Consider the following 21,436-nt stretch of genomic DNA (forward strand, 5'->3'; position numbering starts at 1 on the left):
ATCAGGAGCGGGCGCTGCTCGGCGAATCAGGCCGGGCCGCGATCGCCCGGGTCGCGGATCAGGCTGAGCGGGTGGCGCTCGCCTGCCAGGTAGTCGTCGATGCAGCGCAGCACCAGTTCGCTGCGCCAGCGCTCTGGCTGGGCGGCCAGTTCCTCGCGGGTCAGCCAGCGCGGGCCGAGGATGCCTTCGTCCAGTGGCGCCTCCGGCAGGTGGCGCAGCGGCCTGGCGGCGAAGCACACACGCTGGTAGGTCACGCCGTTGCTCGGCGCGGTGTACAGGTAGATGCCGGTGACTGCGGTCAGCTCAACTTCCCAGCCGGTTTCCTCTAGCGTCTCGCGCAGGGCTGCGGCGATGAGACTTTCGTCGGCTTCCAGGTGGCCGGCAGGCTGGTTTAATACCGCCTGGCCGCCGGCCAGCTCCTCGACCAGAAGGAAGCGGCCCTGGTCCTCGACCACGGTGGCAACGGTGACGTGTGGGGTGAAACGCATTGCAATGAACCTCCGCGAGTCTGCGGCAACTATTGGCCGAGGCTTGGATCGAAGCAATCTGGAGCCAAGCTGCTAGGATTGAAGTCGCCCCAAGAAGGCTTTTTGTAGCGCTGATGTAGTTTGACTACATGTTTGGCGCGAACCCAGTATTCAAGCAGTCTAGGCTGTCGCTGGGCTGTCAGTAAATGGCGAAAAGTGCGTGACTTTCTGTAGAAAAACTACAAGAATGCAGCACCTTTCCGAGACCCAGAAGTATCGTCCGCCGCATTACCCGTGCGGTGGATTGTCAGACCACGAAAACAAACGGAGTCCAGCATGGGATACCAGAAGATCCAGGTGCCTGCGAACGGCGAAAAGATCACCGTCAACGCCGACATGACCTTGAATGTACCGAACAACCCGATCATCCCGTTCATCGAGGGTGATGGCATCGGTGTCGATATCAGCCCGGTGATGATCAAGGTCGTCGACGCTGCCGTTGAAAAAGCCTATGCCGGCCAGCGCAAGATCGCCTGGATGGAAGTCTACGCCGGCGAGAAAGCCACCCAGGTCTATGACCAGGACACCTGGCTGCCGAAAGAAACCCTGGAAGCCGTGCGCGACTACGTCGTGTCCATCAAGGGTCCGCTGACCACTCCGGTCGGTGGCGGCATCCGCTCGCTGAACGTGGCCCTGCGCCAGGAGCTGGATCTTTATGTCTGCCAGCGTCCGGTACGTTGGTTCGAAGGCGTACCGAGCCCGGTGAAGAAGCCGGGTGATGTCGACATGTGCATCTTCCGCGAGAACTCGGAAGACATCTACGCCGGTGTCGAGTGGAAAGCCGGCAGCCCCGAGGCCGAGAAGGTCATCAAGTTCCTCACCGAGGAAATGGGCGTCAAGAAGATCCGCTTCACCGAAAACTGCGGCATCGGCATCAAGCCGGTTTCCCTGGAAGGTACCAAGCGCCTGGTGCGCAAGGCCCTGCAGTACGCCGTGGACAACGATCGCAGCTCCGTGACCATCGTCCACAAGGGCAACATCATGAAGTTCACCGAAGGTGCCTTCAAGGAGTGGGGCTACGAGGTGGCGCGTGACGAGTTCGGCGCCGAGCTGCTGGATGGCGGCCCGTGGATGCAGTTCAAGAACCCGAACACCGGCAAGACCATCGTGGTGAAAGACGCCATCGCCGACGCCATGCTGCAGCAGATCCTGCTGCGCCCGGCCGAGTACGACGTGATCGCCACCCTGAACCTGAACGGTGACTACCTGTCCGACGCCCTGGCGGCCGAAGTGGGTGGTATCGGTATCGCCCCGGGCGCCAACCTGTCCGACACCGTCGCCATGTTCGAGGCCACCCACGGTACCGCGCCGAAGTACGCCGGCCTGGACAAGGTCAACCCGGGCTCGGTCATCCTCTCTGCCGAGATGATGCTGCGCCACATGGGCTGGACCGAAGCGGCCGACCTGATCATCAAGGGCACCAACGGTGCCATCGCCGCGAAGACCGTGACCTACGACTTCGAGCGTCTGATGGAAGGCGCCAAGCTGTTGTCCTGCTCGCAGTTCGGTGATGCCATCATCGCCCACATGTAAGGCGACGAGTGGTAACAAAAAGGCCGGTCATCTGACCGGCCTTTTTCATTGGTGCTCTTTTCAGGCTTCTACCGGAGTGCTTTGCGGCGCGCTGGCGGTCGCCGGGGTGTCACTGGTTGCCAGAATCGGGCTGATATTCACCGCGTGCAGGCCCTTGGGGCCTTGCAGAATATCGAACTTGACCGCTTGGCCGGCCTTGAGAGTCTTGTAGCCGTCCATCTGGATAGCCGAGTAATGGGCGAACAGGTCCTCATCTCGGCCATCGGCCACGATGAATCCGTAGCCCTTGGCGTTGTTGAACCACTTGACCTTACCGCTGAGCATGCTGACATCCCTCTGCAAAGGACTCCATCACTGGAGTATCATCCACTTCAGCTCCACGCCCGACTTCGGCCATCTTGGCACTAGCCGCGGAGCCCCGATACCCGAGTAGGGTATTCACTGTTTGTAACACTGTTTCGCCTTTAGTCAAGGCACTAGGTCGGACGGCTGAGAAGCCCGTCAAAGTCCGTCTAGCACCACTCTCCGACCGGTCGCGACACCATCAGTTCAGCATGCATTCACGCAGCCAGATTCGACTAACATTCAATCAGCAGCACCCCGGCGAGCACGAGGACGATTCCACCGGCCTGGCCGTGCAGGAGGCGAAGCCGGCGTTGCAGGCGCCGCCCATGTATAAGGTGCTGATGTTCAACGACGATTACACCCCGATGGATTTCGTGGTCGAAGTGCTGGAGTTGTTCTTCGGCATGAACCGCGAGTTGGCGACCAAGGTCATGCTGACGGTCCATACGGAAGGCAAGGCAATCTGCGGGGTGTTCACCCGCGATATCGCAGAGACCAAGGCGATGCAGGTCAACCAGTACGCCCGGGAAAGCCAGCATCCGCTACTCTGTGAGATAGAGAAGGACGGTTGACGCCGTCCCGCTTGGGCAAGAGGTGAAGCTATGTTGAATCGAGAGCTGGAAGTCACCCTCAATCTGGCCTTCAAGGAGGCACGTGCCAAGCGCCATGAGTTCATGACGGTCGAGCACCTGCTGCTTGCCTTGCTGGACAATGAGGCTGCAGCGACCGTACTGCGCGCCTGCGGCGCCAATCTGGACAAGCTCCGGCATGACCTGCAGGAGTTCATCGACTCCACCACGCCGCTGATCCCTCAGCACGACGAAGAGCGCGAGACCCAGCCGACCCTGGGTTTCCAGCGCGTGTTGCAGCGCGCCGTGTTCCATGTGCAGAGCTCCGGCAAGCGCGAAGTGACCGGTGCCAACGTGCTGGTCGCCATCTTCAGCGAGCAGGAGAGCCAGGCCGTGTTCCTGCTCAAGCAGCAGAGCGTGGCCCGCATCGACGTGGTCAACTACATCGCCCATGGCATCTCCAAGGTGCCGGGCCATACCGATCACCACGAGAGTGAGCAGGAGATGCAGGACGACGAGGGCGGCGAGTCCTCGACCTCCGGCAATCCGCTGGATGCCTACGCCAGCAACCTCAACGAGCTGTCGCGCCTGGGGCGCATCGATCCGCTGGTCGGCCGCGAGCACGAGGTCGAGCGCGTGGCGCAGATCCTCGCGCGGCGGCGCAAGAACAACCCGCTGCTGGTGGGCGAGGCCGGCGTCGGCAAGACCGCCATTGCCGAGGGGCTGGCCAAGCGCATCGTCGACGGCCAGGTGCCCGATCTGTTGTCCGAGAGCGTGGTCTATTCCCTCGACCTCGGCGCGCTGCTGGCCGGCACCAAGTACCGCGGCGACTTCGAGAAGCGCTTCAAGGCGCTGCTCAACGAGCTGCGCAAGCGCCCGCACGCCATCCTGTTCATCGACGAGATCCACACCATCATCGGCGCCGGTGCGGCCTCGGGCGGGGTGATGGACGCCTCCAACCTGCTCAAGCCGCTGCTGTCGTCCGGCGAGATCCGCTGCATCGGCTCCACCACCTTTCAGGAGTTCCGCGGCATCTTCGAGAAGGACCGGGCCCTGGCGCGGCGCTTCCAGAAGGTCGACGTCACCGAGCCGTCCGTCGAGGACACCGTGGGCATCCTCAAGGGGCTCAAGGCGCGCTTCGAGCAGCACCACCACATCGAATACAGCGACGAGGCCCTGCGTGCGGCGGCCGAGCTGGCGGCACGCTACATCAACGACCGCCACATGCCGGACAAGGCCATCGACGTGATCGACGAGGCCGGCGCCTACCAGCGCCTGCAGCCGGAGGAGAAGCGCGCCAAGCGCATCGAGGTGGCCCAGGTCGAGGACATCGTCGCGAAGATCGCGCGGATTCCGCCGAAGCACGTCAGCAGCTCGGACAAGGAGCTGCTGCGCAACCTGGAGCGCGACCTCAAACTTACCGTGTTCGGTCAGGACGCGGCGATCGACTCGCTGTCCACCGCCATCAAGCTGTCGCGTGCCGGTCTCAAGGCGCCGGACAAGCCGGTCGGTTCCTTCCTCTTCGCCGGCCCGACCGGTGTCGGCAAGACCGAGGCAGCCCGCCAGCTGGCCAAGGCCATGGGTATCGAGCTGGTGCGCTTCGACATGTCCGAGTACATGGAGCGCCACACCGTGTCGCGCCTGATCGGGGCGCCACCCGGCTATGTCGGTTTCGACCAGGGCGGCCTGCTGACCGAGGCCATCACCAAGCAGCCGCACTGCGTCCTGCTGCTGGACGAGATCGAGAAGGCCCACCCGGAAGTGTTCAACCTGCTGCTGCAGGTGATGGACCACGGCACCCTGACCGACAACAACGGGCGCAAGGCCGACTTCCGCAACGTGATCCTGATCATGACCACCAACGCCGGGGCGGAGACCGCGGCTCGCGCGTCGATCGGCTTCACCCAGCAGGACCACTCGTCCGACGCCATGGAAGTGATCAAGAAGAGCTTCACGCCGGAGTTCCGCAACCGCCTGGATACCATCATCCAGTTCGGTCGCCTGAGCCACGAGACCATCAAGAGCATCGTCGACAAGTTCCTCACCGAGCTGCAGGCGCAGCTGGAGGACAAGCGGGTGCAGCTGGATGTCACGGATGCGGCGCGCGGCTGGCTGGCCGAGCATGGTTACGATGCGGCGATGGGCGCGCGGCCGATGGCACGGCTGATCCAGGACAAGATCAAGCGGCCGCTGGCCGAGGAGATCCTGTTTGGCGAGCTGGCCGAGCATGGCGGGGTGGTGCACATCGACCTGGTCGATGGCGAGCTGCACTTCGAGTTCGAAACCACGGCAGAGCCGGCCTGACGGTCGGCACTGCAAACGAAAACGCCCGGCAGTGCCGGGCGTTTTTGCATTCGGGATCGTCGTGCGATCAGCGGGCGCGGTAGGTGATGCGGCCCTTGCTCAGGTCGTAGGGCGTCAGTTCGACGCGGACCTTGTCGCCAGTCAGAATGCGGATGTAGTTCTTGCGCATCTTGCCGGAGATGTGCGCGGTAACGACGTGCCCGTTTTCCAACTCCACACGGAACATGGTGTTGGGCAGGGTGTCGACGACAGTACCTTCCATTTCGAAGCTGTCTTCTTTCGACATGCAGTAAAGCCCTCGGTATCCAAAGATTGGCCTGGCGCATGGGTGCCCAGGCAAAAGCGGCGTGCATTGTGCCCGAAAAGGGGGAGGGCCGCCAAGTGGCTGGGTGGCTGCGGGTATTGCGTTCAGGTCAGGACGACCCAGCGCTGATTGACGAACAGCTCGATGGGGCGGTACTGGGTCTTGTAGCTCATCTTCCGGCAGTTCTTGATCCAGTAGCCGAGATAGACGGCCTGCAGGCCCAGGCGCGCGGTCTCGCCGATCTGCCAGAGTATGGCGAAGCGCCCCAGGCTGCGACGCTCCTCGGCCGGGTCGTAGAAGGTGTAGACCGCCGACAGGCCGTTGGGCAGCACGTCGGTAACGGCCACGGCAACCAGACGGCCGGCCAGGCGGAACTCGTAGAAGCGGGCGAAGGGCAGGTCGCGGACCAGGAAGGTGCTGAACTGGTCGCGGCTCGGTGGGTACATGTCGCCGTCGGCATGGCGCTGTTCGATGTAGCGCACGTAGAGGGCGTAGTACTCCTCGTTGAACGCCGGACGCACGGCCCTGACCAGGATGTCGGCGTTGCGCTTGAGAATGCGCTTCTGCTGGCGGGTGGGAATGAACTGGTCGGCGGGGATGCGTGCCGGCACGCAGGCGGTGCAGCGCTGGCAGTGTGGGCGGTAGAGGTGGTCGCCGCTGCGGCGAAAGCCCATTTCCGACAGTTCGGCATAGACCTGCACATCCATGGGCTGGCTGGGATCGAGGAACAGGGTGGTGGCCTGTTCCTCGGGCAGATAGCTGCATGGATGTGGCTGAGTGGCATAGAACTTGAGGCGAGCCAGCTCGGTCATGGTCGATCCTCGGGGAACCCCTGGGGCAAGTGTATGCCAGCCTACTGGCGCCTACCACATGCCGCAGTCACGGCCGCCAGTCGGCGGTGCTGGGTTGGTCCAGGTAGCGTTGCAGATAGGCCGCGAATTCCTGGCGGGCGATGGGGCGGGCGCCGAAGCTGTGCAGATGCTGGGTTGGCATCTGGCAGTCGATCAGGGCGAAGCCCCACTCGCGCAGCTTGCCCACCAGGGTGGCGAAGCCGACCTTGGAGGCGTTGTCGGTGCGGCTGAACATGGATTCGCCGAAGAACAGGCGGCCCATGGCCAGGCCGTAGAGGCCGCCGACCAGTTGATCGCCGCCCCAGACTTCCACCGAATGGGCGAAGCCGCGACGGTGCAGTTCCAGGTAGGCGGCGCGCATCGAGTCGGTGATCCAGGTGCCGTCGGCATAGTCGCGCGGCTCCGCGCAGCCATCGATGACGGCGGCGAAGTCCTGGTCGAAGGTCACCTGGAAGCGCTGCTGGCGAAGTAGCTTGGCCAGGCTGCGCGACAGGTGGAACTCCTCGGGCAGCAGCACGGTGCGCGGGTTCGGCGACCACCAGAGCAGCGGCTGGCCTTCGCTGAACCAGGGGAAACAGCCGTGCCGGTAGGCGGCGATCAGGCGTTCGGCGGACAGATCGCCGCCAGCCGCCAGCAGGCCATTGGGCTCGCGCAGGGCGCGCTCCAAGGGCGGGAATTCCAGCGAGTCGCGCTGCAGCCAGGTCAGCATGGAGGAGGGCAGGGCGGGCGCGGTTGCGCCCGCCAGGGGCTCAGGCGTCGAGGTACTTCTCGGCGTCCAGTGCGGCCATGCAGCCGGCACCGGCCGAGGTGATGGCCTGGCGGTAGACGTGGTCGGCGACGTCGCCAGCGGCGAACACGCCCTCGATGCTGGTGGCGGTGGCATTGCCTTCGCTGCCGCCCTGGATGAGCAGGTAGCCGTCGCGCATTTCCAGCTGGCCCTGGAACAGCTCGGTGTTCGGCTTGTGGCCGATGGCGATGAACACACCGGCCAGCTGCAGCTCCTTGGTGCTGCCGTCGGCGGTGCTCTTCAGGCGCACGCCGGTCACCCCGGTGTTGTCGCCCAGCACTTCGTCCAGGGTGTGGTTCCAGTGCAGGCGTACGTTGCCGTTGGCGGCCTTGTCGAACAGCTTGTCCTGCAGGATCTTCTCCGAGCGCAGCTTGTCGCGGCGGTGGATGAGGTGCACTTCCTTGGCAATGTTGGACAGGTACAGGGCTTCCTCGACGGCGGTGTTGCCGCCGCCGACCACGCAGACCACCTGGTTGCGATAGAAGAAGCCGTCGCAGGTGGCGCAGGCGGACACGCCCTTGCCGGCGAAGGCTTCCTCGGACGGCAGGCCGAGGTACTGGGCGCTGGCGCCGGTTGCGATGATCAGGGCGTCGCAGGTGTAGGTGCCGCTGTCGCCCTTGAGGGTGAAGGGCTTGCTCTGCAACTCGGCGGTATGGATGTGGTCGTAGACGATCTCGGTGTCGAAGCGCTCGGCATGCTCCTGCATGCGCTGCATCAGTGCAGGGCCGGTCAGGCCGTGGACATCACCCGGCCAGTTGTCGACTTCGGTGGTGGTGGTCAGCTGGCCGCCGGGCTGGATGCCGGTGATGACGACAGGCTTGAGGTTGGCGCGGGCGGCATAGACGGCGGCGGTATAGCCGGCCGGGCCGGAGCCCAGGATGATCAGGCGTGAATGCTTGACTTCGCTCATAAAAAGACCCCATAAGCCTTTGTCACAAAAGAGAATGCGTGCTCCAATTGGGCGGCGCGCAAGGGATAGCCGGGTATGCTACACCGAAGCGGGACGGGCCGGCAAAACGGTCCTTGGCCTGGCGTGATACCTGTAAATTTGTACAATAGTCGCCTCTTTGAGTTGTCCTATCGATAGTTGGGCGCGCCCAGGGCGCAGGAACGGCAGCGTTTTGAAGAATTCCAGTACAGCAGCCCAGGTTCCGGCCTGGCGTCAGCAATTGCATTACCGCCTCAAGGAAGGTGCCCTGATCGCGCTCGGCGCGCTCTGCCTGATCCTGTGGATGGCCCTGCTGACCTACGACCAGAACGATCCGGGCTGGAGCCATACCAGCAGTACCCAGCAGGTGCAGAACGCCGCCGGTCGCGCCGGCGCCTGGTTCGCCGACATCCTGTTCATGGCCCTGGGCTATTTCGCCTATCTGTTTCCGCTGTTGCTCGGGGTGAAGACCTGGCAGGTGTTCCGCAACCGCCACCAGCCCTGGCAGTGGAGTGGCTGGCTGTTCTCCTGGCGCCTGATCGGCCTGGTGTTCCTGGTCCTGGCCGGCGCCGGCCTGGCCTATATCCATTTCCATTCCGCGGCCGGCATGCCGGCCTCCGCCGGTGGTGCGCTGGGCGAGAGCCTGGGCCAGCTGGCGATCAACGCGCTCAACGTGCAGGGCAGCACCCTGCTGTTCCTGGCTCTGTTCCTGTTCGGCCTGACCGTATTCACCGACCTGTCCTGGTTCAAAGTGATGGACTTGACCGGCAAGATCACCCTCGACCTGATCGAGCTGGTGAACAGCCTGATCACCCGCTGGTGGGAGGCCCGCCTGCAGCGCAAGCAACTGGTGGCCCAGTTGCGCGAAGTCGACGAGCGCGTCAGCGAGGTGGCCGCCCCCGTGGTGAGCGACCGTCGCGAGCAGGCCAAGGTCAAGGAGCGCCTGATCGCCCGCGAGGAGTCGCTGAGCAAGCACATGGTGGAGCGCGAGACCCGCGTCGCCCCGGTGATCGCGCCGCCACCGCCGCCCAAGGCCGCCGAGCCGAGCAAGCGCGTGCTCAAGGAAAAGCAGGTGCCGCTGTTCGAGGATGCCGCCGTGGCCGGCACCCTGCCGCCGATTTCCATCCTCGACGTGGCCGAGAAGAAGCAGAAGAGCTTCTCGCCCGAGTCGCTGGAAGCCATGTCGCGCCTGCTGGAAATCAAGCTCAAGGAGTTTGGCGTCGAGGTGGTGGTGGAGTCCGTGCATCCGGGGCCGGTGATCACCCGTTTCGAGATCCAGCCGGGCGTGGGCGTCAAGGTCAGCCGCATCTCCAACCTGGCCAAGGATCTGGCGCGTTCGCTGGCGGTGATCAGCGTGCGGGTGGTGGAGGTCATCCCGGGCAAGACCACCGTCGGCATCGAGATTCCCAACGAGGACCGGCAGATCGTGCGCTTCTCCGAGGTGCTGTCGTCCAGCGAGTACGACGATGCCAAGTCGCCGGTGACCCTGGCCCTGGGCCACGACATCGGCGGCAAGCCGATCATCACCGACCTGGCCAAGATGCCGCACCTGTTGGTGGCCGGTACCACTGGTTCCGGTAAGTCGGTGGGGGTCAACGCCATGATCCTGTCGATCCTGTTCAAGTCCACGCCGGAAGAGGCTCGGATGATCATGATCGACCCGAAGATGCTCGAACTGTCCATCTACGAAGGCATCCCGCACCTGCTGTGCCCGGTGGTGACCGACATGAAGGAAGCCGCCAACGCCCTGCGCTGGTCGGTGGCCGAGATGGAGCGCCGCTACAAGCTGATGGCGGCCATGGGCGTGCGCAACCTGGCCGGCTTCAACCGCAAGGTGAAGGATGCCGAGGAGGCCGGTACGCCGCTGCACGACCCACTGTACAAGCGCGAGTCGATGGACGACGAGCCGCCGTACCTGAAGACCCTGCCGACCATCGTGGTGATCGTCGATGAATTCGCCGACATGATGATGATCGTCGGCAAGAAGGTCGAAGAGCTGATCGCCCGTATCGCGCAGAAGGCGCGTGCCGCCGGCATCCACCTGATCCTCGCCACCCAGCGCCCGTCGGTGGACGTGATCACCGGCCTGATCAAGGCCAACATCCCGACCCGCATGGCGTTCCAGGTCTCCAGCAAGATCGATTCGCGCACCATCCTCGACCAGGGGGGCGCCGAGCAGCTGCTGGGCCACGGTGACATGCTCTACCTGCCGCCCGGCACCGGCCTGCCGATCCGCGTGCATGGCGCCTTCGTTTCCGACGACGAGGTGCATCGCGTGGTCGAGGCCTGGAAGCAGCGCGGCGCGCCGGACTACATCGAGGACATCCTGGCCGGCGTCGAAGAGGCCGGCAGCGGCTTCGAGGGCGGCGGCGGTGGCGAAGGCGGCGAGGGCAGCGAGGAAGACCCGCTGTATGACGAGGCCGTCGCCTTCGTCCTGGAGAGCCGTCGCGCCTCCATCTCCGCCGTGCAGCGCAAGCTGAAGATTGGCTACAACCGCGCCGCGCGCATGATCGAGGCCATGGAAATGGCCGGCGTGGTGACCCCGATGAACACCAACGGCTCGCGCGAAGTCATAGCGCCGGGGCCGTCCCGCGACTGAATTGAGAGGATTTCCATGCGCCTGATCCGCATGCTGCTGCTGGCCGCACTGGCCTGCAGCCCCGTATTTGCCCATGCCGACGACGAGGCCGCGGTCAAGCGCCTGACCGGTCTGCTCGATCAGGCCCAGACCCTGAGTGGGCGCTTCTCCCAGCTGACCCTGGACGGTTCCGGTACCCAGTTGCAGGAGACTTCCGGCCAGCTGGCGCTGCAGCGCCCAGGCCTGTTCCGCTGGCACACCGACGCACCGCAGGAGCAGCTGCTGGTGTCCAACGGGCAGAAAGTCTGGCTGTACGATCCGGACCTGATGCAGGTCACCGTGCAGACCCTCGACCAGCGCCTGACCCACACCCCGGCGCTGCTGCTGTCCGGCGATGTGTCGAAGATCCGCGAGAACTTCGACATCACCTTCAAGGAAGGTGGCGACGTGGTCGATTTCATCCTCAAGCCCAAGGCCAAGGACAGCCTGTTCGACAACCTGCGCCTGTCCTTCCGCAAGGGCATGATCAACGACATGCAGCTGATCGACAGCATCGGCCAGCGCACCAACATCCTGTTCCTTGGCGTGAAGATGAACGAGAAACTGGATGCCGGTCTATTCGACTTCCAGGTGCCCGAGGGCGCCGACGTCATCCAGGAATAACGAGGCCGCTCACCGCCGTGGACCTGTTCCGCTCCACCCCCGTCGCCCAGCCCCTGGCCGCGCGCCTGCGCGCCACCAGCCTGGACGAGTATGTCGGACAGGAGCACGTGCTGGGGCAGGGCAAGCCGCTGCGCGAGGCGCTGGAGCAGGGCGCCCTGCACTCGATGATCTTCTGGGGGCCGCCCGGGGTTGGCAAGACCACTCTGGCCAGGCTGCTGGCGCAGGTGTCCGACGCGCACTTCGAGACGATTTCCGCCGTGCTGTCCGGGGTCAAGGAAATCCGCCAGGCAGTCGAGGTGGCCAAGCAGCAGGCCGCCCAGTACGGCCGGCGCACCATCCTCTTCGTCGACGAGGTGCACCGCTTCAACAAGAGCCAGCAGGATGCCTTCCTGCCTTATGTCGAAGACGGCACGCTGATCTTCATCGGCGCCACCACCGAGAATCCGTCCTTCGAGCTGAACAATGCGCTGCTCTCGCGCGCTCGCGTGTATGTGCTGAAGAGCCTGGACGAGGCGGCCATGCGCAAGCTGGTGGCGCGCGCGCTGGGCGAGGACAAGGGCCTGGGCAAGCGCAATCTGGCGCTGCCCGAGGAGAGCTTCCAGATCCTCCTGGCTGCCGCCGACGGCGATGGCCGGCGCCTGCTCAACCTGCTGGAAAACGCCGCCGACCTGGCCGAGGACGGCGGCGAGATGGGTCCGGAGCTGCTGCACAACCTGCTGGGCGACAGCCGCCGGCGTTTCGACAAGGGTGGCGAGGCCTTCTACGACCAGATTTCTGCGCTGCACAAATCGGTGCGCGGCTCCAATCCGGACGCCGCCCTGTACTGGTATGCGCGCATGCTCGACGGTGGCTGCGACCCGCTGTACTTGGCCCGGCGCGTGGTGCGCATGGCCAGCGAGGACATCGGCAACGCCGACCCGCGTGCCCTGACCCTGTGCCTCAATGCCTGGGACGTGCAGGAGCGCCTCGGCAGTCCCGAGGGTGAGCTAGCGGTGGCCCAGGCCATTGTCTACCTGGCCTGCGCGCCGAAGAGCAACGCGGTGTACATGGGCTTCAAGGCGGCCATGCGCGATGCCGCCGAGCACGGCTCGCTGGAAGTGCCGCTGCACCTGCGCAACGCGCCGACCAGGTTGATGAGGGAGCTGGGCTACGGCGAGGAGTACCGCTACGCCCACGACGAGCCGGATGCCTACGCCGCCGGTGAGGACTATTTCCCCGAGGAACTGCAGCCGCGTCGCTACTACGAGCCGGTGCCGCGCGGGCTGGAGCTGAAGATTCGCGAAAAGCTCGAGCGCCTGGCCCAGCTGGACCGGCAGAGCCCGCGGAGACGCCGCCCATGATGCAGGTCGTACTGGCCGTGGCCGCCGGCGGTGCCGCCGGCTCCGTACTGCGTTTCCTCACCAGTGCCTGGGTGGTCGCGCACTGGCCGCGGCATTACTACCTGGCGACCCTGGCGGTGAACCTGGTCGGCTGCTTTCTGATTGGTCTTCTCTCGGCGCTGTTCCTGGCCCGGACCGATCTGCCCTTGGCACTGCGCACTGGACTGATCACGGGCGTGCTCGGCGGATTGACGACCTTTTCCAGCTTCAGCCTGGAGGTGCTGCGGCTGTTCGAGAACGGCCAGCCGGGCGTGGCCATCGCCTATCTGCTGAGCAGCCTGCTCGGTGGTTTGCTGGCGGCCTGGGGTGGGATGCTGCTGGTGCGCTGAACTAGCGCCTGCGCTTCGTCGGCCCAGGCTTGTGAGCTACTGAGACGGTTACGGGCAAAAGGGCTCGGCTTGGCGCGCCGAAGTCCGTAAACTTCGCCACATTCAAGACCGACTCAGCGTCGGCGTTCATCTGCTTGTTGGGACCTACACCATGCTCGATTCCAAACTCGTTCGCAGCCAGCTCGAAGAAGTCGCGGCGCGCCTCGCCACTCGTGGCTTCCAGCTGGACGTCGCGCGCTTCGAAGCCCTCGAAGCCCAGCGCAAGGCGGTGCAGATGCGCACCGAACAGCTGCAGGCCGAGCGCAACAGTCGCTCCAAGGCCATCGGCCAGGCCAAGGCGCGTGGCGAGGACATCGCTCCGCTGCTGGCAGAAGTCGACCAGATGGGCAGCGACCTGGATGCCGGCAAGCGCGAGCTGGACGCCATCCAGACCGAGTTGGACAACCTGCTGCTGAATATCCCCAACCTGCCGCACGAGTCGGTGCCGGTGGGTGAGGATGAAGACGGTAACGTCGAGGTGGCGCGCTGGGGGACTCCGCGCAGCTTCGACTTCGCGATCAAGGATCACGTCGCCCTGGGCGAGCAGCACGGCTGGCTGGACTTCGAGACCGCCGCCAAGCTTTCCGGCGCCCGTTTCGCCCTGCTGCGCGGCCCCATCGCCCGCCTGCACCGCGCTCTGGCTCAGTTCATGATCAACCTGCACACCGGCGAGCACGGCTATGAAGAAGCCTACACGCCCTACCTGGTGCAGGCCCCGGCGCTGCAGGGCACCGGCCAGCTGCCGAAGTTCGAGGAAGACCTCTTCAAGATCAGCCGCGAGGGCGAGGCGGACTTCTACCTGATCCCGACCGCCGAGGTGTCTCTGACCAACATCGTCTCCGGCGAAATCCTCGACGCCAAGCAGCTGCCGCTGAAGTTCGTCGCCCATACCCCGTGCTTCCGCAGCGAGGCGGGCGCCTCCGGGCGTGACACCCGTGGCATGATCCGCCAGCACCAGTTCGACAAGGTCGAGATGGTGCAGATCGTCGAGCCGAGCAAGTCCTTCGAGGCGCTGGAAGGCATGACCGCCAACGCCGAGCGCGTGCTGCAGCTGCTCGAGCTGCCATACCGCAAGCTGGCCCTGTGCACCGGCGACATGGGCTTCTCCGCGGTGAAGACCTACGACCTGGAAGTCTGGGTGCCGAGCCAGGACAAGTACCGCGAGATTTCCTCCTGCTCCAACTGCGGTGACTTCCAGGCCCGTCGCATGCAGGCGCGCTACCGCAACCCGGAAACCGGCAAGCCGGAGCTGGTGCACACCCTCAACGGCTCCGGCCTGGCGGTGGGCCGTACCCTGGTGGCGGTGCTGGAAAACTACCAGCAGGCCGACGGCAGCATCCGCGTGCCGGAGGTGCTCAAGCCCTACATGGGCGGCATCGAGGTGATCGGCTAAGCCGATCGCACATGCACAATGGCGGGGTGGCGATGGCCACCCCGTTTTTTTACCTCGGGAGAGGCTGAGTCATGGATTTCCTTCCGCTGTTCCACAAACTCCAGGGGCGTGTCGTGCTGGTCGTCGGCGGCGGCGAGGTCGCGCTGCGCAAGGCGCGCCTGCTGAGCGACGCCGGCGGCCAGTTGCGCGTGGTGGCGCCGGAGGTGCGTGGCGAACTCACCGCGCTGGCCGGCGAAGGCCGTGTGCATCTGCGCGGCTATGACAGCGCCGACCTGCAGGGCGTGGCGCTGGTGATCGCCGCCACCGATGACGAGCCGCTCAACGCGCGCATCTCGGCCGAGGCGCAGGCGCTGGGCATTCCGGTCAACGTGGTGGACGCGCCGGCACTGTGCAGCGTGATCTTCCCGGCCATCGTCGACCGCTCGCCGCTGATAGTCGCCGTCACCAGCGGCGGCGACGCGCCGGTGCTGGCGCGACTGATCCGCGCCAAGATCGAGACCTGGATCCCGTCCACCTATGGCCAGCTGGCCAGCCTGGCGAAGAAATTCCGCGAGCGGGTCAAGCAGCTGTTCCCCGACGTGCAGCAACGCCGGGTGTTCTGGGAAGACGTGTTCCAGGGGCAGATCGCCGAGAGCGTGTTCGCCGGCAAGCTGGGCGAGGGCGAACGCCTGCTCGAGGCCAAGATCGCCGGTGCCGCGCCGCGTGCGCTGGGCGAGGTGTACCTGGTCGGCGCCGGCCCGGGTGATCCCGACCTGCTGACCTTCCGTGCCCTGCGCCTGATGCAGCAGGCCGACGTGGTGCTCTACGACCGCCTGGTGGCGCCGCCGATCATCGAGCTGTGCCGCCGCGATGCCGAGCGCATCTACGTCGGCAAACGCCGCGCCGAGCATGCGGTGCCGCAGGAGGAGATCAATCAGCTGCTGGTCGACCTGGCCAAGCAGGGCAAGCGCGTGCTGCGCCTGAAGGGCGGCGACCCCTTTATCTTCGGTCGTGGTGGCGAGGAGATCGAGCAACTGGCCGCCGAGGGCATCCCGTTCCAGGTGGTGCCGGGCATCACCGCCGCCTCTGGCTGCGCCGCTTACGCCGGCATCCCGCTGACTCACCGTGACCATGCCCAGTCGGTGCGTTTCGTCACCGGCCACCTCAAGGATGGCAGCACCGACCTGCCCTGGACCGACCTGGTGGCACCGGGGCAGACCCTGGTGTTCTACATGGGCCTAGTTGGCCTGCCGCAGATCTGCCAGGCCCTGATCGACCACGGGCGGGCTGCCGACACCCCGGCGGCGCTGGTGCAGCAGGGCACCACGCAGAATCAGCGAGTGTTCACCGGCACCCTGGCCAACCTGCCGCAGCTGGTGGCCGAGCATGAGGTGCACGCGCCCACGCTGGTGATCGTCGGCGAGGTGGTGACCCTGCGCGAGAAGCTGGCCTGGTTCGACAAGGGCTGAGAGCTAGCGGCGCGCCTGCCAGATCGCTTCGGCGCGGGTGAACGCCGCTTCGCGTGGCTCGCCCAGGCCGCGCAGGGCCAGGGCCAGGGTGCTGAGCACGGCCAGGCGGCCGTAGCTGTCCTCCGCCTCGCCGCGCCAGAAGGCGAGCAGGTGCTGCGGGTCCAGGCTGTCCGGCTTGACGTGGCGCTGCGCCGACAGCGCCGGCCATTCCTCGTCCCAGTTCGCGCCGTTCTCGGTGCCGTACAGGTGGCAGATACCGTCCGGGTTGACCTCGATCTCGCCGCCTTCGCCCTTGATCACGATGGCGTGATCGCCGAGCAACTGGCTGGCCTCGCGGTGCACCGCCTGGTAGCCGGGATGGAAGATGCTCTGCAGGCCGACCCGCGCACCCAGCGGATTGAGGAGGCGCGCCAGCGAGTGGATCGGCGAACGCAGGCCGAGGGTATTGCGCAGGTTGATCATCCGCTGCAGCTGCGGCGCCCAGGCGCCCAGCGGGATAAAGGCCAGGCTGTGCTCATCCAGCGCCTCACCGGCCTCGCTCCAGTCGCCACACAGAGGAATCTCCAGCGTCTGCAGCAGCTGCTCGCTGTACAGGCGGCCGGCAGTATGGGCGCCGCCGCCGTGGATCAGAATGCGCACGCCACTGGCCGCCAGGGCCTTGATCGCCAGCAGGTACCAGGGCAGGTGGCGCTTCTTGCCGGCATAGGTGGGCCAGTCGATATCCACGCGGATCGGCGGCGCCTGCAGGCGCGCACGGAGCGCTTCGGTGAAACCGGCCAGCTCCTCGGCGCTTTCCTCCTTGTGCCGCAGCAGCATGAGGAAGGCGCCCAGCTGGGTGTCCTCGACCTTGCCGTCGAGCAGCATGCCCATGGCTTCGCGGGCTTCCTCGCGGGTCATGCTGCGCGCGCCGCGCTTGCCCTTGCCGAGGATGCGCACGAACTGGGCGAAGGGGTGTTCCGGTGGGGTGACGAGGTTCATAGGCAGTTCGTGGGCTTCGGCAGGCCGGCCAGCTTGGCGGCGAGTTTTGCGGGAGTGCCCTTGAACAGGCGGTTGAGGTGCAGGCTGTTGCCCTTGTCCGGGCCCAGCTTGAGGGCGACGTACTTGATCAGCGGGCGGGTGGCCGGCGACAGCTGGAACTCGGCATAGAAGCCACGCAGCAGTTCGAGGATTTCCCAGTGCTCGGCGGTCAGTTCCAGCTCCTCCCGCTGAGCCAGGGCTTCGGCGGTGGCGGGCGACCAGTCGGCCAGCTCCACCAGGTAGCCGTCCTTGTCCAGGGCGATTTCGCGCCCGTCGATGCGCAGTGCCGTCATAGCCAGCTGTTGACCTTGGCGTAGCGGCCACAGAGCTCGACGAAGGCCGGGTAGTCGATGGCCTGGGCGCGGGCTGGCGCGCTCAGGGCGCGGGCCTGCAGGTCCTCTTCCAGGGCGTACAGGGCGATGCTGGCGGGCATCAGCTCCAGCGCCTGCAGCTGGGCGGTACCGGGCTGCAGGGCGTAGACCGCATCGCCGGTCAGCAATAGGCCGTCGTCGGCACCGAGCAGGCGCAGGCAGCTGCCTAGGCGGCTGTCGCTGAAGGGGGAGTGGGAGAGCAGGTGCAGGGTCGCCATCAGATCGTCACCACATGGTCGAAACGGTCGAGCAGCAAGGTCAGGGCGGCATCGTCCAGCGCCTGTGCCGGCAGTGCCAGCTGCGCTTCACCCAGGCCGCGTTCGCTCAGGCTGCGGCCGGAGACATATAGCTCCTCCACGCCGAACAGCGGCAGGGCCTGCAGGTTGGCGGTCAGGTCCTTCTGCTGCAGCGCGCCGGGTTGCTGGCCGGCGAGCAGCTGGAATACGCCGTCGTCGAGAAACAGCATGGCCAGCGGCAGATCGAAGGCGCCACCGGCCAGGGCGATGTCCAGCGCCTCGCGGGCGGCGGGGCCAGCCCAGGGCGCCTGGCGGCTGATGATCAGCATCGACTTGCCCATCACTGACCTCCGAAACAGAGCAGACGGTCTGCGGTTTGCGCCGCCTCGTGCAGTTGGCCGAGGCCGGACAGCTCCCAGGGGGCAGGGAGGTTGGCGGCCGGCTTGCCATAGCGCTGCGCCTCTTCGGCATTGAGAACGCCGCGGCGTAGGGCGGCGGCGATACAGACCACGGCGTCCAGCTGATGCTGCTGCACGAATTCGCGCCATTCGCTTGGCAGGTCGAGTTCGTCCTGCGGACTCACCACATTGCTGGAAGCGCTGTGCACACCATCCTGATAGAAGAACAGGCGAACGATCTCGTGGCCGCCCGCCAGCGCCGCCTGGGCGAAGCGCAGGGCACGGCGCGAGGAGGGCGCATGGCCGGGGGCGAACAGGGCGATGGCGAACTTCATGGTGGATCTGCGGCTGTTGCGATGGCGCCATGATAAACGCCGGGGCATGAAAAAGCCCGCCGAAGCGGGCTCGTTCAGGGCTTTGGCGAATCAGTCGTCGCTGCCCATGATGCCGAACAGCTGCAGCAGGCTGACGAACAGGTTGTAGATCGACACGTACAGGCCGATGGTGGCCATCACGTAGTTGCGCTCGCCGCCGTGGATGATGGCGCTGGTCTCGTAGAGGATGCAGGCCGAGGCGAACAGCACGAAGCCGGCGCTGATGGCCAGGTGCAGGCCGCTGATGTCGAACAGCCAGGCCACCAGCATGGCGCCCAGCAGGACGAAGCAGCCGGCGGTGATGAAGCCGCCGAGGAAGCTCATGTCCTTGCGAGTGGTCAGCACGTAGGCGGACAGGCCGAAGAACACCAAGGCGGTCATGCCCAGGGCACTGGCGATCACTTCGCCGCCATTGGCCATGCCCAAGTAGCGGTTGAGGATCGGGCCCAGCACGTAGCCCATGAAGCCAGTCAGGGCGAAGGTGCTGAGCAGGCCCCAGCCGCTGTTGCGCAGCTTGGCGGTGAGGAAGAACAGGCCGTAGAAGCCGACCAGGGTGATGATGAAGCCCGGATGCGGCAGGTTCAGCTGGGCGCTGAAGAAGGCGCAGAGCGCACTGAACACGAGCGTCATGGCCAGCAGGCCATAGGTGTTGCGCAGGACCTTGCTGACTTCCAGCTGGTCCGCCTGCGCATGGGCGAGTGTGTAGTCTTGTTCGTGCATGGCTTCCCTCCTGAGGGGTGAAAATCCGTGGTCAGGCCGATCATAGCAGAGCGCTTGTGGCTGCCAATGCCGAGAGTTTGACAGTGTGTTGCGTTCCGGTAGTATGGCGGCCCGCGAATGCGGAGGTGTGGCCGAGTGGTTTAAGGCAGCGGTCTTGAAAACAGTTGTAACTAGAATTAGGAAGCGTGGCAGAGCGGTTGAATGCACCGGTCTTGAAAACCGGCGATGGGCGACCATCCGTGAGTTCGAATCTCACCGCTTCCGCCAATAAAAACAAGCACTTAGCGCAGGTCTGTCGATATGCAAAGTGCTTGAGGCAAGCAAAGAAAAGCCCCGCTCGTCGGGGCTTTTCTCTATGGGGCTGAAAAGCGTGTCATAAGCACACCGTAAGCCCTAAGCGAAGAACGCAGCGTGCCGGTATACGAGCTAAGGCATGCGTCCTATGCTGTGTGCCGTTGCATGACAGACAAGGCGGAATGATGAGGAATGGTGTTGCAGGAGTTCTTGAAGTGACGAACCTGGAGGCGCTTTCGCTCGACTATCAAAGTCGTGCCTATCGCCACACGGCAATCGTCCACGCTGACTGCTTCGAGTGGCTGGGGCGTCTGCCTGAGAACACGTTGCACGCTATCGTTACCGACCCGCCCTATGGCGTGAAGGAATACGACTTCGACCAGCTTGAGAAGAAGGAAAACGGCAACGGGGGCATCTGGCGCATACCGCCATCGTTCGACGGGCACGTCCGCTCACCGCTGCCGCGCTTCACTGCGCTAGACAAGAAGGAGCGTGATTCAATTGACCGCTTCTTTTTCGAGTGGGGCAAGCAAGTGATGCACGCGCTGCGTCCGGGCGGCCATGTGATCCTCGCCAGCAATTCCTTCCTGTCTCAACTCGTATTCAATGCTCTAGTTCGCAGCGGCCTAGAGTTCAGGGGCGAGATGATCCGCCTCGTCCGTACCATGCGCGGGGGCGACCGCCCTAAGAATGCCGAAAACGAGTTCCCCGACGTATGCTCGATGCCGCGCGGGTGCTATGAACCGTGGGGCATCTTCCGCAAGCCGATTCCCGCCAAGATGACTGTCGCGGAGTGCTTGCGCACCTACCAGACCGGCGGACTGCGCCGCCTCGCTGACGGCAACCCGTTCTGTGATGTTGTGGTCAGCGAACGTACCCCGAAGCGCGAGCGCGAGATTGCCGACCACCCCAGCATCAAGCCTCAGTCGTTAATGAGGCAACTCGTTCGCGCTGCGCTGCCCTTGGGCGAGGGCATCATTGCTGACCCCTTCCTAGGTTCCGGCTCTACTGTTGCTGCGGCGGAAGCACTAGGGCTGCAATGCGTCGGCGTCGAGCGGTATCAGGACTATTTCGATATGGCTGGTGAAGCCATCCCGCTGCTCGCCAAGGCTGACGTTCGTTCGTTTACCGCGAAAGAGGCAGAGCTGGAATCACAACTCCACCTCATCTGATTACATCGGCAAGCCCGGCGCGTTGTAGATCCAGTTCGCCATCATTTTCTGATAGCCGGTGTTCGTGACGCTAGCCGTGATCGTGCGGCGGCTGGTTTCAGATCGTCCCGCGAACTTCCAATCGTCCTTGGTCAACTGCGCACCGACCACACGGAGGAAACGGAAGGGCATCGGCGGCACGCCGTTCGCTACGTCAACGGCGCGGTTGGCGTCAAACATGACGACCATCAGCCAGCAGTCCTCCGCGTTGTGACCCTGCCATGACTTCAGGTAGCGCGACCCCTTAACCTCGATTCCAAGGTCGCAATACTGCTGCGAATCGCCGGGGAAGTGCCCAGCCGGAAGAATGTCTGGGTGCCCGTTGTGATAGCCATTCTTGACCACACCCGGCGAGTGCTTGGGTAGGTTTGCGATGAAGAATTCACCGACGATGCTGCTGAAGTTCGCAGGCATGAGCATCGTCTCGAAACGCGGAGAACCATTCTCATGCATACGGACGTTCACCATCTGCATGAAGCCGATGAAATCATTCATGGCCGCGCAGACGTGTTCAATCGTCACGCCAAACGGAATAACAGCATTAGGGTTGAAGTGTTCGATCCGTACCGGCTCAGGGTTGCAGGCCGCAAATTCGAGTTGTTGTTCTGGCGTCAGCATCAGGCAATAGTCTCCATCTATCAAATAGATGGAATCGTAACCTGATTCAAATGTGCATGATAGCCATTTGATGTTTACGCAGCGCTTACGCCTCGCCCTTGTTACCGACCTACCCACAAGCGCAGCAATCGGTTAGCGGGCAAGCCCGAATAACTGTGTGTTTGTCGTTCCTTGCCCACAGCGTGCGCGCCGCTACAGGCTGCGCAACGGTGCCGCCAAT

The 21,436-nt window shown here is 64.6% G+C and carries 23 protein-coding genes and 1 tRNA gene; 11 read left to right on the forward strand and 13 right to left on the reverse strand.

The window, feature by feature from the left end:
* Positions 1-26 precede the first annotated feature (26 nt).
* Positions 27-488 carry an NUDIX hydrolase gene (locus tag AAG092_RS00205; RefSeq protein ID WP_373388027.1) on the reverse strand — a complete coding sequence of 154 codons (462 nt, stop codon included), beginning with the start codon at positions 486-488 and terminating at the stop codon, positions 27-29.
* A 315-nt stretch (positions 489-803) separates the two neighbouring features.
* Here AAG092_RS00205 and icd point away from each other — a divergent pair, with 315 nt between their 5' ends.
* Positions 804-2,060 (forward strand): NADP-dependent isocitrate dehydrogenase, encoded by a 1,257-nt coding sequence (gene icd / locus AAG092_RS00210; protein ID WP_110683601.1) that lies wholly within the window; start codon positions 804-806, stop codon positions 2,058-2,060.
* 60 nt (positions 2,061-2,120) lie between these two features.
* On the opposite strand, the gene cspD is transcribed toward icd, so the two are convergent.
* The gene (gene cspD / locus AAG092_RS00215) at positions 2,121-2,384 is read right to left on the reverse strand and encodes a cold shock domain-containing protein CspD (protein WP_110683602.1); all 264 of its coding nucleotides are present in this window, start codon (positions 2,382-2,384) and stop codon (positions 2,121-2,123) included.
* Between the two features lie 230 nt (positions 2,385-2,614).
* On the opposite strand from cspD, the gene clpS reads away from it, so the two are divergent.
* Both clpS and clpA read left to right on the forward strand, forming a co-directional pair.
* Complete coding sequence (gene clpS / locus AAG092_RS00220; protein WP_110683603.1) at positions 2,615-2,977, forward strand: ATP-dependent Clp protease adapter ClpS; 363 nt, start codon at positions 2,615-2,617, stop codon at positions 2,975-2,977.
* 30 nt (positions 2,978-3,007) lie between these two features.
* On the forward strand, positions 3,008-5,278 hold the full coding sequence (gene clpA, locus AAG092_RS00225; protein ID WP_110683604.1) for an ATP-dependent Clp protease ATP-binding subunit ClpA: 2,271 nt from the start codon (positions 3,008-3,010) through the stop codon (positions 5,276-5,278).
* A 67-nt stretch (positions 5,279-5,345) separates the two neighbouring features.
* Here clpA and infA read toward each other — a convergent pair whose 3' ends face one another.
* The 4 genes from infA to trxB form a co-directional block, all read right to left on the reverse strand.
* Positions 5,346-5,564: a translation initiation factor IF-1 gene (gene infA / locus AAG092_RS00230; RefSeq protein WP_002553999.1), complete on the reverse strand. Its 219-nt coding sequence runs from the start codon at positions 5,562-5,564 to the stop codon at positions 5,346-5,348.
* A 122-nt stretch (positions 5,565-5,686) separates the two neighbouring features.
* On the reverse strand, positions 5,687-6,394 hold the full coding sequence (locus AAG092_RS00235) for an arginyltransferase (protein WP_373388028.1): 708 nt from the start codon (positions 6,392-6,394) through the stop codon (positions 5,687-5,689).
* 67 nt (positions 6,395-6,461) lie between these two features.
* Positions 6,462-7,142, reverse strand: coding sequence for a leucyl/phenylalanyl-tRNA--protein transferase (gene aat / locus AAG092_RS00240; RefSeq protein ID WP_373388029.1), 681 nt, complete (start codon positions 7,140-7,142; stop codon positions 6,462-6,464).
* 40 nt (positions 7,143-7,182) lie between these two features.
* Positions 7,183-8,130 carry a thioredoxin-disulfide reductase gene (gene trxB, locus AAG092_RS00245; protein WP_373388030.1) on the reverse strand — a complete coding sequence of 316 codons (948 nt, stop codon included), beginning with the start codon at positions 8,128-8,130 and terminating at the stop codon, positions 7,183-7,185.
* 169 nt (positions 8,131-8,299) lie between these two features.
* On the opposite strand from trxB, the gene ftsK reads away from it, so the two are divergent.
* The 6 genes from ftsK to cysG all read left to right on the forward strand — a co-directional run bounded on the left by ftsK (position 8,300) and on the right by cysG (position 15,977).
* Complete coding sequence (gene ftsK / locus AAG092_RS00250; protein WP_181418808.1) at positions 8,300-10,747, forward strand: DNA translocase FtsK; 2,448 nt, start codon at positions 8,300-8,302, stop codon at positions 10,745-10,747.
* 15 nt (positions 10,748-10,762) lie between these two features.
* The gene (gene lolA / locus AAG092_RS00255; protein WP_110683609.1) at positions 10,763-11,389 is read left to right on the forward strand and encodes an outer membrane lipoprotein chaperone LolA; all 627 of its coding nucleotides are present in this window, start codon (positions 10,763-10,765) and stop codon (positions 11,387-11,389) included.
* 17 nt (positions 11,390-11,406) lie between these two features.
* A complete protein-coding gene (locus tag AAG092_RS00260) occupies positions 11,407-12,729 on the forward strand; it encodes a replication-associated recombination protein A (protein WP_373388031.1) in 1,323 nt (440 codons plus the stop codon).
* Positions 12,726-13,097 carry a fluoride efflux transporter CrcB gene (gene crcB, locus AAG092_RS00265; RefSeq protein ID WP_110683611.1) on the forward strand — a complete coding sequence of 124 codons (372 nt, stop codon included), beginning with the start codon at positions 12,726-12,728 and terminating at the stop codon, positions 13,095-13,097. The genes AAG092_RS00260 and crcB overlap by 4 nt, the downstream gene beginning before the upstream one ends.
* Before the next feature lie 151 nt (positions 13,098-13,248).
* Positions 13,249-14,529, forward strand: coding sequence for a serine--tRNA ligase (serS, locus tag AAG092_RS00270; protein WP_110683612.1), 1,281 nt, complete (start codon positions 13,249-13,251; stop codon positions 14,527-14,529).
* A 71-nt stretch (positions 14,530-14,600) separates the two neighbouring features.
* Positions 14,601-15,977, forward strand: coding sequence for a siroheme synthase CysG (cysG, locus tag AAG092_RS00275; protein WP_373388032.1), 1,377 nt, complete (start codon positions 14,601-14,603; stop codon positions 15,975-15,977).
* 3 nt (positions 15,978-15,980) lie between these two features.
* Here the strand turns inward: cysG and AAG092_RS00280 are convergent, their stop codons facing one another.
* From AAG092_RS00280 to AAG092_RS00305, 6 genes are all read right to left on the reverse strand, one after another.
* Positions 15,981-16,955, reverse strand: a complete 975-nt coding sequence (locus AAG092_RS00280; protein ID WP_373388033.1) for a glycosyl transferase family protein — start codon at positions 16,953-16,955, stop codon at positions 15,981-15,983.
* The gene (locus AAG092_RS00285; RefSeq protein WP_373388034.1) at positions 16,952-17,287 is read right to left on the reverse strand and encodes a TusE/DsrC/DsvC family sulfur relay protein; all 336 of its coding nucleotides are present in this window, start codon (positions 17,285-17,287) and stop codon (positions 16,952-16,954) included. Before AAG092_RS00285 ends, AAG092_RS00280 begins: the two co-directional genes overlap by 4 nt.
* The gene (tusB, locus tag AAG092_RS00290) at positions 17,284-17,583 is read right to left on the reverse strand and encodes a sulfurtransferase complex subunit TusB (protein WP_373388035.1); all 300 of its coding nucleotides are present in this window, start codon (positions 17,581-17,583) and stop codon (positions 17,284-17,286) included. Before tusB ends, AAG092_RS00285 begins: the two co-directional genes overlap by 4 nt.
* The gene (gene tusC, locus AAG092_RS00295) at positions 17,583-17,942 is read right to left on the reverse strand and encodes a sulfurtransferase complex subunit TusC (RefSeq protein ID WP_373388036.1); all 360 of its coding nucleotides are present in this window, start codon (positions 17,940-17,942) and stop codon (positions 17,583-17,585) included. Before tusC ends, tusB begins: the two co-directional genes overlap by 1 nt.
* Positions 17,942-18,334, reverse strand: a complete 393-nt coding sequence (gene tusD, locus AAG092_RS00300; protein ID WP_373388037.1) for a sulfurtransferase complex subunit TusD — start codon at positions 18,332-18,334, stop codon at positions 17,942-17,944. Before tusD ends, tusC begins: the two co-directional genes overlap by 1 nt.
* A 90-nt stretch (positions 18,335-18,424) precedes the next feature.
* Positions 18,425-19,093, reverse strand: a complete 669-nt coding sequence (locus tag AAG092_RS00305; protein WP_373388038.1) for a Bax inhibitor-1/YccA family protein — start codon at positions 19,091-19,093, stop codon at positions 18,425-18,427.
* Between the two features lie 179 nt (positions 19,094-19,272).
* Here AAG092_RS00305 and AAG092_RS00310 point away from each other — a divergent pair.
* Together AAG092_RS00310 and AAG092_RS00315 are read left to right on the forward strand one after the other, a co-directional pair.
* A tRNA-Ser gene (locus AAG092_RS00310) sits at positions 19,273-19,360 on the forward strand.
* Positions 19,361-19,602: 242 nt separating this feature from the next.
* Positions 19,603-20,559 (forward strand): site-specific DNA-methyltransferase, encoded by a 957-nt coding sequence (locus tag AAG092_RS00315; protein WP_373388039.1) that lies wholly within the window; start codon positions 19,603-19,605, stop codon positions 20,557-20,559.
* Here AAG092_RS00315 and AAG092_RS00320 read toward each other — a convergent pair whose 3' ends face one another.
* Positions 20,560-21,216, reverse strand: coding sequence for a hypothetical protein (locus AAG092_RS00320; RefSeq protein WP_373388040.1), 657 nt, complete (start codon positions 21,214-21,216; stop codon positions 20,560-20,562).
* Between the last annotated feature and the right edge of the window lie 220 nt (positions 21,217-21,436).

Source organism: Pseudomonas alcaligenes, assembly GCF_041729615.1.
Taxonomy (GTDB): Bacteria; Pseudomonadota; Gammaproteobacteria; order Pseudomonadales; family Pseudomonadaceae; genus Aquipseudomonas; species Aquipseudomonas alcaligenes_B.